The following is a 14,966-nucleotide window of genomic DNA, read 5'->3' as shown; positions in this document are numbered from 1 at the left end:
GGCTCAGGCGGCAAGCCGCTCGGGGCTTCAGACCGTGGCGAAGTCGGGTGTGCCGGTGGGCACGGTAAATCGGAACTCCGCGCCGCCCTCGGGCGCGCGCTGCACGGTGATCGTGCCGCCGTGTGCCTCGACCAGGCCCTTCACGATGAACAGGCCGAGCCCGGTGCCGCCGCGGCGGCGGCTGTTGCCGCCCCGCCAGAACTGCCGGAAGACGCGCGGAGCCAGCTCGGGCTCGATGCCCTCGCCCTCGTCGCGCACCGACACGGCCACTCCCCATCCGACGGACTCGATCTCGATCGTCACGGTGCCACGCCCGTGGCGCACCGCGTTCTCCACCAGATTACCCAGAATCTGGTCGATCTTGTCCTGGTCGAGCCACATCTCGGGCAGGCGGTCGCCGACGATCAGGCGGTAGCGGTCTTCGGAGTCGCCCGCCGCGACCCGGCCGGCGACGAGCCGGCGCGCCCTGGTCGGCAGGTCGACGACCTGGCGGCGCACCTCCAGCCGCCCGGACTCGATGCGCGAGACGTCGAGCAGCTCGGTGATGAGACGGGTGACGCGGTCGGCGTCGTTGTTGACGGTCTCCAGCATGACGCGCTTCTGCTCGTCGGTGAAGCGCGTCCACTTGGCCAGCAGGGTGGCGGTGAAGCCCTTGACGCTGGTCAGCGGCGAGCGCAGCTCGTGGGCCACGGTGGAGACCAGGTCGGCGCGGCTGCGCTCCAGCCGGGCGCGGGCGCCGCCGTCGCGCAGCGTGATCGTCACGCGTTCGACCTCGCCGCCGCGCTCGGGCTCGCGCACCAGCCGGGCCGCGACGTAGAGCTCCTGCCCGCCCGGCAGGTGCAGCGGCCGCTCGGGGACCCTGGTGCGGGTACGCAGCCCGCCCTCGGGGTCGAGGCCCTTCCACCACTCGCGCCCGTCGTGGTCGCGGAAGGGGAAGACCTCGTTCATCTCCCGGCCCACCGCGCGCTCCATGGCGACCCGCGTGAGCCGGACGGCGGCCCGGTTGACGGCCAGCACGCACCCATATCGGTCGGTCACGATAAGGCCGTCGGGGAGGTCGTCGATGGAGATCGTGCACGCGGCGGCCACGACTCGCCCGTCGGTTTCTGCGCCGTGCACGACCTCGCCTCCTCCGCCTACAACGCCGACAATAGCGGGTTTCCGGCCGCCTAGGGCACTCGCTGAGCCCTGGCGGAGGAGTAAAGGCACACCGCCGCGGCGGTGGCCAGGTTCAGACTTTCAGCCTGTCCGTAGATAGGCACTCTGACCACATCGTCCGCCTCGGCGCGTATCTCCTCCGGCAGTCCCCAGGCCTCGTTCCCGAAGATCCACACGGTCGGTCCGGAAAGATCCACGTCGTCGAGCGTGTGCTTGCCCGCGCCGTCGGCCGCCAGCACGCGCATGCCCCGCTCCCTGAGTTGACGCACGGCGGGGGCTACCGGTGCACCGATGACGACCGGCAAATGGAACAGGCTGCCCGCGCTGGCGCGTACGCACTTGCCGTTGTAGGGGTCGACGGAGGCGTCGGTGAAGATCACGGCGTCCGCCCCGGCGGCGTCGGCCGCCCGCATGACGGTGCCGGCGTTGCCCGGGTCGCGTACGTGCGCCAGCATCGCGACCAGCTTCGGCTCCCCGTCGAGCGCCTCCTCCAGCGGCACGTGCACGAACCGGCACACCGCCAGCAGCCCCTGCGGGGTCACGGTCTGGGACAGCTCCGACATGACCTCGCCGCTGGCCCGGTGGACGGGCACCCCCTGCAGCGTGGCCTGGGTGACGAGCTCTGCGTGCCGCAGCTCGGCCTCGGCCGTGGCGAACAGCTCCAGGACCACCCCGTCGAGCTTGAGCGCCTCACGCACCGCCTGCGGTCCCTCGGCCAGAAACCTGCGGTCCTGCTCCCTGAAGGCGCGCTTGGTGAGCCTGCGTGCGGCCTTCACCCTCGGCGACTTCACGTTGGTCAGCTCGGACCCGGCCATGCTCTCCCCCTGGTCATGCGTGGATACAGCAAAAGGGCCCACCGTGACGGTGGGCCCTCATGTGTCTGAAGGCGACCTCAGCTCGCGGTGGCCGGAGCGTTCACGTTCGCCGGGAGCGCCTTCTTGGCGGCCTCGACGAGCGTGGCGAAGGTCGGGGCGTCGTTGACCGCGAGGTCAGCGAGGATCTTGCGGTCGACCTCGATGCCGGCCAGGCGCAGGCCCTGGATCAGGCGGTTGTAGGTCATGCCGTTGGCGCGGGCAGCGGCGTTGATCCGCTGGATCCACAGACGGCGGAACGCACCCTTACGGTCCTTGCGGTCCCGGTAGGCGTACGTCATCGAGTGGAGCATCTGCTCCTTGGCCTTGCGGTACAGCCTCGACCGCTGGCCACGATAACCACTCGCCCTGTCGAGGACGACCTTGCGCTTCTTCTTGGCGTTGAGCGCCCGCTTCACGCGTGCCATGTTCTTCTCCCCGGGGGTTCGCGCTACTTGGCGAGCAGCTTCTTGATCTTCTTGGTGTCTGCCGGCGAAACGACGACTTCACCCTTGAGACGACGCGTCAGCGTGGAGGACTTCCACTCGTTGTAGTGCGCGCGGCTGGCGCGGCGGCGCTTGAGCTTGCCGGTGCCGGTGAGCCGGAACCGCTTCTTCGCACCGCTGTGCGTCTTCATCTTCGGCATGTCGCCGTCTCTCCTCAATTCGGTCGTGCCTGTGGCCGGGCCGGTGCTGGCCGACCCGGTCGCGGCTTGTTCGTCTGCCGGTGGCGGCTGCTGGGGCGCGTGTTGTAAGGCTAACCCCAGCCGCAGGTCACGCTTCCTGTACGGAAGGTTCCGCTTCCGGTACGGAAGCCTCCTCTTCCAGCTCGGAAGGCTCCTCGCCACGCTGCGCCTTGGCGGCGGCCTTTTCGGCCTTGGCCTCGGCCTTCTTCTTGTGCGGACCGATCACCATGATCATGTTACGGCCGTCCTGCTTGGGCTGGGACTCCACGAACCCGAGCTCCTGGACGTCCTCCGCGAGCCGCTGCAGCAGCCGGAAGCCGAGCTCCGGCCGGGACTGCTCACGCCCACGGAACATGATCGTGACTTTGACCTTGTCCCCCGCCTTGAGGAACCGCACCACGTGACCCTTCTTGGTCTCGTAGTCGTGCGGGTCGATCTTCGGCCGGAGCTTGATCTCCTTGATGATCGTGTGCGCCTGATTCTTGCGCGCCTCGCGCGCCTTCATCGCGGACTCGTACTTGAACTTGCCGTAGTCCATGAGCTTGCACACGGGCGGTCGAGCCGTGGCCGCGACCTCGACGAGGTCAAGGTCGGCCTCCTGGGCGAGCTTCAGCGCGTCGTGAATGCTGACGATGCCGACCTGCTCGCCGTTCGGGCCCACGAGGCGAACCTCGGGAACTCGGATACGCTCGTTGATGCGGGGCTCAGTGCTGATGGGGCCTCCTAGGTTTGCGATCCCTACGTGCTCGTCGTGGCGGGGGCCTTCCGCGCCGAAGACGCGAAAAGCCCCGCACGTCGCGCATGCGGGGCCACTGAGCTCTGTGGCTTCGTGGCCTCGAGCTCCCCGGAGAGTCCGGCGTGATCCTGGACCCGGCCGCCTTGCGGTGACTCGGGTGGGAGGGAGACCTCCGCTTGCGCGTCCAGCAAGGCATGCCGGACCGATCAGAGAGCTACATTACCACAACCACGCAGGCGCCTCGAATCATCCCGCAGGCACGGGTAATCGTCCGGGAGATCAGCCCTGCGGGGCCGTGGACCGCCGGGCGATCTCGGCCTCGCCCGCCGCGCGCATGGCCTCGACCGGCACGTCCGTGCGGCCGGTCATCAGCTCCACCTGGCGCACGGCCTGGTGCAGGAGCATCGGGAAGCCGCCGACCACCGTGCCGCCCGCCTCGCGGACCGCCGTGGCCGCCCTGGTCGGCCAGGGGGCGTAGACCACGTCGAACAGCGCCGGCACCCGGGCCAGCCGCCCCGCCCACGCGTCGGCGGCCCCCGCGGGCAGCGTGGAGACCACCAGGTCCACCCCGATGGACGCGTCGAGCTTGTCGAACGTCTCCACCGCCAGCGTCACGCCCAGCCGGTCGGCCACCTCGGCCGTCTCCCCCGCCCTGGCCGGGTCGCGTACCAGCAGCGTGACCGCGAACAGCCCCAGGTTGCGCAGGGCCGCCAGCGCGGAGGCGGCCGTGGCGCCGCCGCCCAGGACGGTCGCCGAGCGCGGCGCGGGCACGCCCGCCTCGGCCAGCGCCCGCTGGATGCCGTGGACGTCGGTGTTGTGCCCGTGGCGCAGGCCGTCGGCGAAGACCACGGTGTTGGCCCCGCCCACCTCGACGGCCAGGTCGGAGACGATGTCGAGGAGCGGCAGCACGGCCCGCTTGAGCGGCATCGTCAGCGACAGGCCCGCCCAGGCCCGCTCACCGCCGCCCTGTCCGCGTACGGGGGTCAGCCCGGCGAGCAGGCCGGGCAGCCGCGCCTCGTCGCACTCGAACGCCTCGTAGCTCCACTCGTCGAGCCCCATCGCCGCGTAGGCGGCCCTGTGCAGGTGGGGCGAGAGCGAATGCCCGATCGGCGAGCCCATGACCGCAGCCCGCATCGACACTCCTTCCGGAAACACGGTCCCTACTCCTACCACGCCGCGTGGGCGGGCCGCCGGTCGTCCCGCGGCCCGCCTGCGGGGGTCAGCCGCCGTTCCGCTTGTACTCGGCCAGCAGTGCCTGGCGTTCGGCCTCGGTGGTGGCGAACTTGGTGACGCTGCTCTTGGGGTCGGTGGCGACGAAGTAGAGCCAGTCGCCCTTGGCCGGGTTGAGCGCCGCCTCGATGGCGTGCTGACCCGGGTTCGAGATCGGGCCCGGCGGCAGGCCGAGGTACATGTAGGTGTTGTACCGGCTCTTCGTCTTCGTCTCGGCGAAGGTGGCTGCGGTGCGGTACTTGTTGAGGGCGTACATGACCGTGCTGTCCATCTCCAGCTTCATCTCCGGGTCGCGGTCGAGCCGGTTGTAGATGACGCGGGCGATCTTGGGCATGTCCTCGAACCTGCCGGCCTCGGCCTGGATGATGCTGGCGATGATCACGATGTCCTGGGGCTTGTGCCCGAGCGCCTTGGCGCCGCCTTCGAGGTCGACCTCCTCGGCGGTCTGGTTGAACCGCTTGACCATCGCGCCCAGGATCTGGGCCGGGGTGGCGTTGGGCGGGAACTGGTAGGTGGCCGGGAAGGCGTACCCTTCGAGCTTGCCCTTGGCGTACGACGGCAGGTCGAGGTCGCCGGTGTCCTTGGCCGCGGCCGCGAACGCCTTGACCGGCTTGTCCGTCGCCTTGGCCAGCGTGGTCAGCGTGTCGGACAGGCGCAGGCCCTCCTTGACCGGCACCTTGGCCAGCAGCTTGTTCTCGGGGCTCAGCATCGCCACCGCGTCGGCCGCCGACATCTTCTTGCGCATCTTGTACTGGCCGGGCTGGAGCGACCCGCTCTTGCCGGCGTTGCCGATGGCGGTGCTGAACGCCCTGGCGCTGGCCACGACGCCCAGGCGCACGAGTTCCTCGGCCACCTCCGACGCGCTCTGGCCGTCCTTGATCTCGACGATCACCTCGCCGGTGCCCTGGCCGGTGTAGTCGTCGGGCACGAGGGCGTCGCTGACCCACAGGTAGCCGTAGTAGCCGCCGCCGCCGATGATGCCCGCCAGCACCACGAAGGCGAGCAGCGGCGCGATGAAGCCGCCACGGTTGCGCCGTCTGCGCCGCCGGCGGTTGCCGCCGCGCTTTCCGGAGCCACGGGAACGGCGCCGGGACCGACCCTCGTCGTCCTCGGTGCCGAGCAGGGAGTTCAGATCGAGATCGCTCATAGGTGCGCTGGCCAATCTCCCGGTACGGCCCGTTCGGCGTCAAGCGGTTGTGCCGAACCGGCTGGGGTCACCGGGCGGAACGGGGGGATCCGCCGGGCATGCTCCCACGACCAGCGGAGATCACTCTGGGTAGCCATGCTAGGGGATGAGAAGAGAGCGCATGACCCGGGATGGGGCTTTTGCGCGGGGACGAGGGGGGTCCCGCCGAACATCAGCCTGTCCCGAGGTTCTTGTTCAACTCTTCCCGGTATCTCACGAACTCGCTCTCTTTGTTGGTGAATTTGGTGATTCTATGCGCCGGATCCGTCGTCACAAACCAGTGCCAATCACCTGCGGCTGGGTTCAGCGCCGCCAGCAGCGCCTTCTCCCCCGGATTGGCTATGGGCGCCGGCGGCAGCCCGCGGCGGCGGTAGGTGTTGTAGGGCGAGTTCACCTTGGTGTCGCTCTCCGTGACCTTCAGTGACCGGCGGTTCTGCGCGTACAGGACCGTGGTGTCCAGCTCCAGCGGCGTGTTGCTCTTGAGCCTGTTGTAGATCACTCTGGCGATCTTGGGGTAATCGGCGTCGGTGCCGCCCTCCGCCTGGACGAGGCTGGCGACCGTGAGGGCCTCCAGCGGGGTCAGGCCGAGCCGCCGGGCCCCGTCCGCCAGATGGATCTGCCGGGCGGCCACGCCCCACCGCTCCACCATGGCGGCCAGCACGTCCACGGGCTTGTCGCCGGGCTCGACGTCGTAGGTGGCGGGGAACAGGAAGCCCTCGATCCCGGGCGCGTACGTGGGCAGCCCGATGAGGCTCTTGTCGACGGCCTGCAGCTCCTTCAGCGGCAGCGCGGCCAGCTGGGCGACGCGCCGCAGCACCTCGTTCGCGCGCAGCCCCTCGGGCACCGCCACCCGCCTGACGAGCCGGGACGCCGGCGCGAGCAGCAGGTCGAGCGCCGCGCCCGCGGCCATGCCCTTGCGCAGCCGGTAGTGGCCGGGACGCAGCCGGTTGGCCACGGCCCGCTCCTGGGCCGCGTTCACGAACGAACGCGAGCTGGCCACCACCCCCGCGTCGGCCAGCGCGGTGCCGATCTCCTCGGCGTTCGCGCCCGGCGGGATGCGGACGGTGACCGTCCCGCTGCCCACGCCCTCGAAGTCGTCGGGGCTCAGGTACGGCCTGACCACCGTGAGCGCGCCCGCCCCCGCCGCCACCAGGGCGGCCACCAGCGCGGCGGAGATCAGCCCCGCCTTGCCCAGGGCCCGGCCCCGACGCTGCGGCGGGCCGTCGCCGTCGCCCGGAGGCTCCCCGGCCGCCGGCTCCGGCGGCGACTCCTGCTCGGAGTCGGCCCGCTGGAACGGGACCACTTCGCCGCCGTCGTCCTCAGGGGTGGCGCTCACGTGACCACCTCGCCGGGCAGGCGCCGGACTGGCGGCGTCGGAGCGGGCGCACAGGTCATGGCCTCGTCGCGGGCCTCGCAGTGCCGCCCGGTCATGAGGCAGGTCCGTCGGCCGCCGCGGGGGGCGGTTCGACGGGCCTGCCTGGTGGTCTGTCGGTGGCGCGTTCGGAGTCGAGGGCGTCCTGCAGCAGCACGACGGCGGCCGCCTGGTCGACGACCCCGCGCTGCTTCTTGGCGCGTACGCCGCTGGCCCGCAGCCCGTGCTGGGCGGCGACCGTGGTGAGCCGCTCGTCGAACAGCCGCACCGGCGTGGGCGCCAGCCGCCCGGCCAGCTCGGTGGCGAACGCGCGGGCCAGCCCGGCCGCCTGCCCCTCACGCCCGGACAGCGAGGTGGGCAACCCCACGATCACCTCGATCGCCTCGTGCTCGGCGACGATCTCGGCGATGCGGTCGAGGTCGCCCTTGCCGCGCCGCACGGTCTCGACCGGCGTGGCCAGCGTCCCACTGGGGTCGCTGCGGGCCACGCCGATGCGTACGGATCCGACGTCGACGCCGATCCGCGAACCGAACCTCATGTCATCCGATCTGCTCGCCGATGGCCTGTTCGACCAGGCCGAGCGCGTCGCCGATCGCCTCGGGCCGCGTACCGCCGCCCTGCGCGACATCGTCCTTGCCGCCACCGCCACCCCCAAGAGCCTTGGCGGCGACGCCGACCAGCCTTCCGGCCTTGAGCCCCCGCTCGCGCCCCGCCTCGTTGACCGCGGCGACCACCACGGGCCGGTCGGAGGGGGCGCCGGCGATCACCACGACCGCCGGCCGGTCGGCCGGGAATCTGCCACGCACATCAAGCGCGAGCTTACGCAGGTCGTCGGCGCCGGTGCCATCAGGCGCGCGGTGAGTCACCACGGAGACTCCGTGCAGGTCACGGGCCTGGGACGCCAGCTCGCCGGCCACCTGGAGCACCTGCGCCGAGCGCACCTTCTCCAGCTCCTTCTCGGCGGTGCGCAGGCGGGTGACGATGCCCTCGATGCGCTCGGGCAGCTCCTCGCGGCGCGCCTTGAGCTGCTCGGACAGCTGGGCCACCAGCACGCTCTCGCGGGCCAGGAAGCGGAAGGCGTCGATGCCGACCAGCGCCTCGACCCGGCGCACGCCCGCGCCGACCGACTGCTCGCCCAGCACCTTGACCAGGCCGAGCTGCCCCGAGCTGTGGACGTGGGTGCCGCCGCACAGCTCGCGCGAGTAGTCGCCGATCTCGACCACGCGGACCTCGTCGCCGTACTTCTCGCCGAACATCGCCAGCGCGCCCATCGCCCTGGCCTCGGCCTGGGAGGTGTAGAACGCGTTGACCTTGAGGTCGTTGATCAGCACCGCGTTGACCTCGTCCTCGACGTCGCGCAGCACGCTGGCCGGGACCGCGCCGGCCGCGGTGAAGTCGAAGCGGAAGCGGCCCGGGGAGTTCTCCGAGCCCGCCTGCGCGGCCGTCTCGCCCAGCGCGTTCTTGAAGCCGCGGTGGACCAGGTGGGTGGCGCTGTGGCTGCGCGAGATCGCCCGGCGGCGCTCAACGTCGATCTCGGCCTGGGCCTCGTCGCCGGCCTTCAGCTCACCGCTGCGGATCTTGCCGCGATGGACGATCAGGCCCTTGAGCGGCGACTGCACGTCGAGGATCTCGACCTCGGCGCCCGCCGTGCGGATGACGCCCTGGTCGGCGAGCTGGCCGCCGCCCTCGGCGTAGAACGGAGTGCGGCCGAGCACGATCTCGACGGTCGTGCCCGCACCGGCCGCCGGCACGCTGACGCCGTCGACCAGGATGCCGACGACGGACGTCTCGGCCTCGGTCTCGTCGTAGCCGAGGAAGTCGATCTTGCCGGCCTTCTCCAGCAGGTGGCCGAAGACGGAGATGTCGGCGTTGCCGGTCTTCTTGGCCGCCGCGTCGGCCTTGGCGTTCTGCCGCTGCTCCTTCATGAGGCGGCGGAAGCCCTCTTCGTCGACCTTGAGCCCCTGCTCGGCCGCCATCTCCAGGGTGAGGTCGATCGGGAAGCCGTAGGTGTCGTGCAGCTTGAACGCCTGGTCGCCCGAGAGCGTCGTGCCCGACTTGCGCTTGGTCTCCTCGACGGCCACGTCGAAGATCGCGGTGCCGGTGCGGAGCGTGCCCAGGAAGGACGCCTCCTCCGCGTCGATGATCCCGTGGATCTGCGGCGCGTCGGCCTTGAGCTCGGGGTACTGCTCGCCCATCACGTTGATCGCGACGTCGGTCAGCTCGTGCATGTAGCGCTCGTCGCCGGAGCCGAGCAGGCGCAGGTTGCGCACCGAGCGGCGCAGGATGCGGCGCAGCACGTAGCCGCGGCCCTCGTTGCCGGGCATGACGCCGTCGGCGACCAGCATGGTGCCGGTGCGCACGTGGTCGGCGATCACGCGCAGGCTCACGTCGGCGCGGTGGTCGCGGCCGTAGCGGGTCTTGGTGAGCTCGGCCGCCTTGTCGAGGATCTTGTAGGTGGTGTCGATCTCGTAGAGGTTGTCGACGCCCTGCAGGATCGTCGCCATGCGCTCAAGGCCCATGCCGGTGTCGATGTTCTTGGCCGGCAGCTCGCCGGAGATGTCGAAGTCGACCTTGGTGCGGACCTGGCTGAGCTGGTACTGCATGAAGACGAGGTTCCAGACCTCGAGGTAGCGGTCCTCGTCGGCGACGGGGCCGCCCTCCTTGCCGTACTCGGGGCCGCGGTCGTAGTAGATCTCCGAGCAGGGGCCGCCGGGGCCGGGCACGCCCATGTGCCAGTAGTTGTCCTCCAGGCCGCGACGCTGGATGCGGCTCTCGGGCACGCCGACCTTGTTGCGCCAGATGTCGTAGGCCTCGTCGTCCTCGAGGTAGACGGTCGCCCAGAGCCGGTCTTCGGGGAAGCCGAAGCCGCCGTCGGACTCGGAGCGGGTGAGCAGCTCCCACGCGAACGGGATCACTTCGGACTTGAAGTAGTCGCCGAAGGAGAAGTTGCCGAGCATCTGGAAGAAGGTGGCGTGCCGGGTGGTCTTGCCGACCTCTTCGATGTCGGGCGTGCGCACGCACTTCTGCGCGGTTGCCAGCCGTGACGCCGGAGGCTTGCGCTGCCCCAGGAAGTACGGCTTGAACGGCACCATACCGGCAGGAACCAGGAGTAGCGTGGGGTCCTCAGCGATCAGGCTGGCCGAGGGCACGACCTTGTGCCCACGCTCCTCGAAGAAGCGCAGGAAGCGGCGGGCTATCTCTGCCGACTCCATTGTGGCCATCCTTTGCTGGTAGTCAGTTGTTGTCTTCAGCGTTGTCGAGCCCGAAGCGGGCCCGCAACTGGGTTTCGCGCTCGGCGGCCTCGCCGAGCGCGTCAGAGGTAAAGTCTCTCACCCGCGCGAGCATGCCCGCCGCGCCGTCGGCCGTGCGCCGGACGACGTGGGTCGGGTGCAGCGCCTGCAGCCTGCGCATCACCCAGAAGGCGAGGAACGCGCCGAGCGAGAGGTAGAACAGCCGTCTGATCACCGGGACCGCCTCGGCGGCCTGCGGGCCTCGATGGCGCGCCGCACGCCGTAGCCGAGCGACGACACCTTGATCAACGGGCCCGTGAAGATGGTCTGCGTCACCGCGCTGAGCTTGGCGGCGTGGGCGCTGACCTGCTTGACGTCCTGGGCGATGGCCTCGACCGCGACCAGTTGCCTGTTGGTCTCGTTGACCGTGACGCTCACGTCGTCGAGCAGCGGAACCAGGCGGTTGTTCAGGTCGGAGACCGCCTTGGTGGTCTCGGTGAGCAGCCTGGCGAGCTTGACGAGCACCATGGCGAGAACGCAGACCAGGACAATCCAGCCCGTGGCCGCGATCAGCCCGGCGACCTCTCCAGCGGTAAGCATCCGCTCATCTCCCTCGTACGCTGGGCCGGAACGGCAAGAACCTTATCGCGTCCCGGCGACAACGTTCGTGAGGAAACCGGGTCCGATCCGGCGGCCAGGTCGCCTGCGGACGCTTCCGTGACCGATCGCATGCCGCCCTGACCAGGCCTTCCGCCGCCCGGCCGCCTCCTGTCACGCCGCCTGTCACGCCTCGGGGACGCGGGCGAAGGCGCGTACGGGAACCCGCCCGACGCCCTCCAGCAGCGGCGGCGCGGCCGTGAACAGGGCGCCGGTCGGCGGCAGCCGGTCGAGCCCGGTCAGCCGCTCCACGACCGGCACACCGGCGGCGAGCAGCACGTCGAGCGCCGGGCTGTCCACACGCCCGTCGTCCCCCTCAGGCGTGGTGCCGTCGAGGGTGTCGGCGTCGGTGCCGACCAGGGCCACGCCGCCCGCGGCCAGCCACGCGGCGGCCTCCGGGGTGAGCCGCCCGCCGTCGCCCGCGCCGGTGTGCAGCAGCACGGCCCTGCCGCGCACCTCGAAGGCGGCCAGCGTGCCCACGCCGACCTCCCGCCCCCCGGCCCCTTCCAGCCGCACCACCACGGCGGGCAGCTCGGCCGCGCGCGAGAGGGGCAGGCCCGGCAGGTCGCCGCCGGGCGCCACCAGGCAGGTGCCGCCCTCGGCGGGCGGACGGGCGAGCTCGACCAGCGCTCCCCCGGCCGCCGGGGCGGCCGTGGCCGCGCGGTCGGACGGCCCTCCCCTGGTGCCCTTGTGCGGCTCGGCGAAGATCTCGACGTTGGTCAGCTCGACGCCGTCGGTCATCAGCAGGCCGAGCGAGGCCACGAACAGGGCGGCGATCTCGCCTTCGGAGGTGTCGGGGCCGGGCAGGTCGACGCGGAAGCCGTGGACGGCGAGGTCGCCGCCGTTGCCGAAGGTGATGCGGGCGTCGAAGCTCGCGCGGTGGTCGTTCGAGGTGACGGTCATGGTGGCGATCAATCTGGCGTGCGGGCGGGACGGTCAGGAGCCGCGCAGGAAGTCGCGGATCCTGGCCCAGCGGTCGGCCACGGGAGCCTCTGCGCCGTGGCGGGTGGGCTCGTAGTAGCGGCGGTCGCGCACCTGCTCGGGCGCGTAGTCCTGGCGCACGAGGCCGTGGTCGAAGTCGTGCGGGTACTTGTAGCCGTCGCCGTGGCCGAGCTTGGCGGCGCCGGGGTAGTGGGCGTCGCGCAGGTGGCCGGGGACCTGGCCGATCAGCCCCTTGCGGACGTCGCCGACCGCCGCGCCGATGGCCTTGACGACCGCGTTGGACTTGGGCGCCATCGCGCAGTGGATGACGGCCTGGGCCAGGTTGATCTGCCCCTCGGGCAGCCCGATGAGCTGCACGGCCTGGGCCACGGCCACCGCCGTCTGCAGGCAGGTGGGATCGGCCATGCCGACGTCCTCGGAGGCGAAGATGACGATGCGGCGGGCGATGAAGCGCGGGTCCTCGCCGGCCTCGATCATGCGGGCCAGGTAGTGGAGCGCCGCGTCGGCGTCGGAGCCGCGCATCGACTTGATGAACGCGCTGATCACGTCGTAGTGCTGGTCGCCCTGGCGGTCGTAGCGCACGGCCGCCTTGTCGGCGGCCTTCTCCACCACCTCGACGGTGATGTCGTCGGCCAGCAGGGCGGCGGCCTCCAGGTAGGTCAGCGACCTGCGGGCGTCGCCGCCGGCCAGGCGCACCAGGTGGTCGAGGGCCTCGGGCGCGAGCCGGGGCCGCCCGTCCAGGCCGCGCGGCTCGGCCACCGCGCGCTCCAGGACGGCGCGCACGTCGTCGTCGGACAGCGACTCCAGCGTGAGCAGCAGCGAGCGCGACAGCAGCGGCGAGATGACCGAGAAGGACGGGTTCTCGGTGGTGGCGCCGATGAAGGTGACCCAGCGGTTCTCCACCGCCGGCAGCAGGGCGTCCTGCTGGGCCTTGTTGAAGCGGTGGACCTCGTCGACGAACAGCACGGTCTGCCGGCCGCTCATGCCCAGCTCGCGGCGGGCGTTGTCGATGGCGGCGCGGACGTCCTTGACGCCCGCCGAGACGGCGGAGATCTCGACGAAGCGGCGCTTGGTGACGTTGGAGACGACGTAGGCCAGGGTCGTCTTGCCGGTGCCGGGCGGGCCCCACAGGAACAGCGACATGGGGGCCTCGCTCTCGACCAGCCGCCGCAGCGGGGTGCCGGGGCCCAGCAGGTGTCGCTGGCCGATCACCTCGTCGAGGGTGCGCGGGCGCATCCGCACCGCGAGGGGTTGCGGGGTGGCCTCCTCAGCCGCCGAATCGAACAGGCTATCCACAACGCGAGATTACACGCCGGTCAGACCCGCCGCGGCCCACACGGCCCTGGCCCCGGAGTCGCCCGCGCGGAAGCAGAACCACCCCGCCACGGCCGCCAGGACGACCGTCAGCGCCGACAGGACGAACGTGACGGGCCTGCCGAACCGGTCGGAGGTGACCGAGCGGCGCGCGGGGGTGGTGGCGTACACGAGGGCCAGGGAGGCGGCGGCCAGACCGGCCACCGACAGCAGCAACGGGTTCGCGAAGCTCTCGTGGTCGGCGACGCGCGCCCCGAGCGGGCCCTCCACGTCGGCGAAGCGGGCCCGCTTCAGGCTCTCCCCGCTCTCCTTGGCCACCAGGACCGCCACGGGGGCGGCCACGGCGAGCAGCACCACCGCCCACGCCGTCAGGGCCCGTACGCGTGGCAGCAGCGCGTACGCCCCCGCCAGGAGGACGAGCAGCGGCGTCAGCACCACGGCGAAATGGACGATGAGCGGATGGGCCGGCAGGCCGAGGATCTGCTCGAACACGATCACTCCTTGGTAGGGGCCTCACCTGGACTACGAATTCTCATACCGAAAGGTTCTATCTCCCACTTGCCCCAGTCAGTGGCTTCCGCCACTTACGCCCGGCACATATCGGAGGCCGGTAGCATTCGCGGAGTTGTTTGGTCATGTGTCGGCAAAGATGAAGGAGACAACCGGTGAGCGGCGACGACCGCCAGAGCGAGCTGGCCCGGGAGCACAAGGAGCGGCAGGCGCGGCGCGCGGCCGAACAGACCGCCAAAGGCAGGCGGAACACCTTCATCGGCGCGGGCGTGGCCGTCGTCGTGGTGGCGGGCGGCATCTTCGCCGCGACCACCCTGATGGGCGACGACAAGAAGACGGCCGCGGCGGCGAGCACGCCCACGCCCTCCGCCAGCACCAGTTCTCCCGCGCCGACGGAGCTGCCGAGCACCGCGCCGCCGAAGAAGGCGGGCGAGGTGTCGTGCACGTACAAGCGTGACGACTCCGCGCCCAACAAGTTCGTCGGCCTGCCGGGCAAGCGGCCCAACCTGAAGCTCAAGACGATGACCGTGACCACCAACCACGGCAACATCGTCATCGACGTCGACGCGAACGCGACCCCGTGCTCGGTCAACTCGATGGCGTTCCTGGCCAGGAAGGGCTTCTACAACAACACCAAGTGCCACCGGCTGGCGACGCCGGAGACGGCCGGCCTGTTCCTGCTGCAGTGCGGCGACCCGCAGGCCAAGGCCGACGGCAGGAACCCGACCGACGGGCAGGGCACGGCCGGCTACGTGTTCGGCGACGAGGCCGCCGGCACCATGTCCTACACCAAGGGCGTGGTGTTCCTGACCCAGCCCGACGGCGCCGCCGGGCAGAACAGCAGCCAGTTCGCCATCTCGCTGTCGGACGAGAACGGCCAGCTGGAGCCGCAGTACTCGGTGCTCGGCATGGTGCGCTCCGGCTTGGAGATCATCGAGAAGGTCGCCAAGGACGGCGTCATCGTCAACGGCGACGACATCGTGGGCGACGGCGGCTCGACCGCGCCGAAGAACCCCATCATCATCAAGCGCGTCACGCTGAGGTAGCTCGGCACACGAGAACGGCGGGCGTCCCCCTCGGAGAGGGGACGCCCGC

At 71.0% G+C, this 14,966-nt stretch carries 16 protein-coding genes; 1 reads left to right on the top strand and 15 read right to left on the bottom strand.

What is annotated here, in order from left to right; genetic code table 11:
• Window positions 1-27 precede the first annotated feature (27 nt).
• The 15 genes from ABZ815_RS29050 to ABZ815_RS28980 all read right to left on the bottom strand — a co-directional run bounded on the left by ABZ815_RS29050 (window position 28) and on the right by ABZ815_RS28980 (window position 13,853).
• Entirely contained in the window at window positions 28-1,119 is a 1,092-nt protein-coding gene (locus tag ABZ815_RS29050; RefSeq protein ID WP_357703325.1) for an ATP-binding protein, read from the bottom strand.
• A gap of 50 nt (window positions 1,120-1,169) precedes the next feature.
• A complete protein-coding gene (locus ABZ815_RS29045; RefSeq protein ID WP_357703323.1) occupies window positions 1,170-1,973 on the bottom strand; it encodes an RNA methyltransferase in 804 nt (267 codons plus the stop codon).
• A 77-nt stretch (window positions 1,974-2,050) separates the two neighbouring features.
• On the bottom strand, window positions 2,051-2,437 hold the full coding sequence (rplT, locus tag ABZ815_RS29040; RefSeq protein ID WP_357703321.1) for a 50S ribosomal protein L20: 387 nt from the start codon (window positions 2,435-2,437) through the stop codon (window positions 2,051-2,053).
• Window positions 2,438-2,460: 23 nt separating this feature from the next.
• The gene (rpmI, locus tag ABZ815_RS29035) at window positions 2,461-2,655 is read right to left on the bottom strand and encodes a 50S ribosomal protein L35 (RefSeq protein WP_125635662.1); all 195 of its coding nucleotides are present in this window, start codon (window positions 2,653-2,655) and stop codon (window positions 2,461-2,463) included.
• A 127-nt stretch (window positions 2,656-2,782) separates the two neighbouring features.
• On the bottom strand, window positions 2,783-3,409 hold the full coding sequence (gene infC, locus ABZ815_RS29030) for a translation initiation factor IF-3 (RefSeq protein ID WP_357703424.1): 627 nt from the start codon (window positions 3,407-3,409) through the stop codon (window positions 2,783-2,785).
• A 300-nt stretch (window positions 3,410-3,709) separates the two neighbouring features.
• Window positions 3,710-4,564 carry a shikimate dehydrogenase gene (locus tag ABZ815_RS29025; RefSeq protein WP_357703319.1) on the bottom strand — a complete coding sequence of 285 codons (855 nt, stop codon included), beginning with the start codon at window positions 4,562-4,564 and terminating at the stop codon, window positions 3,710-3,712.
• A gap of 85 nt (window positions 4,565-4,649) precedes the next feature.
• Window positions 4,650-5,807, bottom strand: a complete 1,158-nt coding sequence (mltG, locus tag ABZ815_RS29020) for an endolytic transglycosylase MltG (protein ID WP_357703317.1) — start codon at window positions 5,805-5,807, stop codon at window positions 4,650-4,652.
• Window positions 5,808-6,018: 211 nt separating this feature from the next.
• Window positions 6,019-7,182 carry an endolytic transglycosylase MltG gene (gene mltG, locus ABZ815_RS29015; RefSeq protein WP_357703315.1) on the bottom strand — a complete coding sequence of 388 codons (1,164 nt, stop codon included), beginning with the start codon at window positions 7,180-7,182 and terminating at the stop codon, window positions 6,019-6,021.
• A 91-nt stretch (window positions 7,183-7,273) separates the two neighbouring features.
• Window positions 7,274-7,756 (bottom strand): Holliday junction resolvase RuvX, encoded by a 483-nt coding sequence (gene ruvX / locus ABZ815_RS29010; protein WP_357703313.1) that lies wholly within the window; start codon window positions 7,754-7,756, stop codon window positions 7,274-7,276.
• Between the two features lies 1 nt (window position 7,757).
• A complete protein-coding gene (alaS, locus tag ABZ815_RS29005; RefSeq protein ID WP_357703311.1) occupies window positions 7,758-10,430 on the bottom strand; it encodes an alanine--tRNA ligase in 2,673 nt (890 codons plus the stop codon).
• A 22-nt stretch (window positions 10,431-10,452) separates the two neighbouring features.
• Entirely contained in the window at window positions 10,453-10,683 is a 231-nt protein-coding gene (locus ABZ815_RS29000) for a hypothetical protein (protein ID WP_357703309.1), read from the bottom strand.
• Window positions 10,680-11,048 (bottom strand): DUF948 domain-containing protein, encoded by a 369-nt coding sequence (locus ABZ815_RS28995; protein ID WP_357703307.1) that lies wholly within the window; start codon window positions 11,046-11,048, stop codon window positions 10,680-10,682. The genes ABZ815_RS29000 and ABZ815_RS28995 overlap by 4 nt, the downstream gene beginning before the upstream one ends.
• Window positions 11,049-11,231: 183 nt before the next feature.
• Window positions 11,232-12,008, bottom strand: a complete 777-nt coding sequence (locus ABZ815_RS28990; protein ID WP_357703305.1) for a hypothetical protein — start codon at window positions 12,006-12,008, stop codon at window positions 11,232-11,234.
• Between the two features lie 33 nt (window positions 12,009-12,041).
• A complete protein-coding gene (locus ABZ815_RS28985; protein WP_357703303.1) occupies window positions 12,042-13,343 on the bottom strand; it encodes a replication-associated recombination protein A in 1,302 nt (433 codons plus the stop codon).
• Between the two features lie 9 nt (window positions 13,344-13,352).
• Window positions 13,353-13,853: a hypothetical protein gene (locus ABZ815_RS28980; RefSeq protein ID WP_357703301.1), complete on the bottom strand. Its 501-nt coding sequence runs from the start codon at window positions 13,851-13,853 to the stop codon at window positions 13,353-13,355.
• A 173-nt stretch (window positions 13,854-14,026) separates the two neighbouring features.
• Here ABZ815_RS28980 and ABZ815_RS28975 point away from each other — a divergent pair, with 173 nt between their 5' ends.
• A complete protein-coding gene (locus ABZ815_RS28975; protein ID WP_357703299.1) occupies window positions 14,027-14,917 on the top strand; it encodes a peptidylprolyl isomerase in 891 nt (296 codons plus the stop codon).
• The last annotated feature ends 49 nt before the right edge of the window (window positions 14,918-14,966 follow it).

Source organism: Nonomuraea sp. NPDC047529, from assembly GCF_040642995.1.
Lineage (GTDB): Bacteria > Actinomycetota > Actinomycetes > Streptosporangiales > Streptosporangiaceae > Nonomuraea.
The sequence above is the reverse complement of the archived record's forward strand: the minus strand, read 5'-3'. Positions and strand labels throughout refer to the sequence as shown.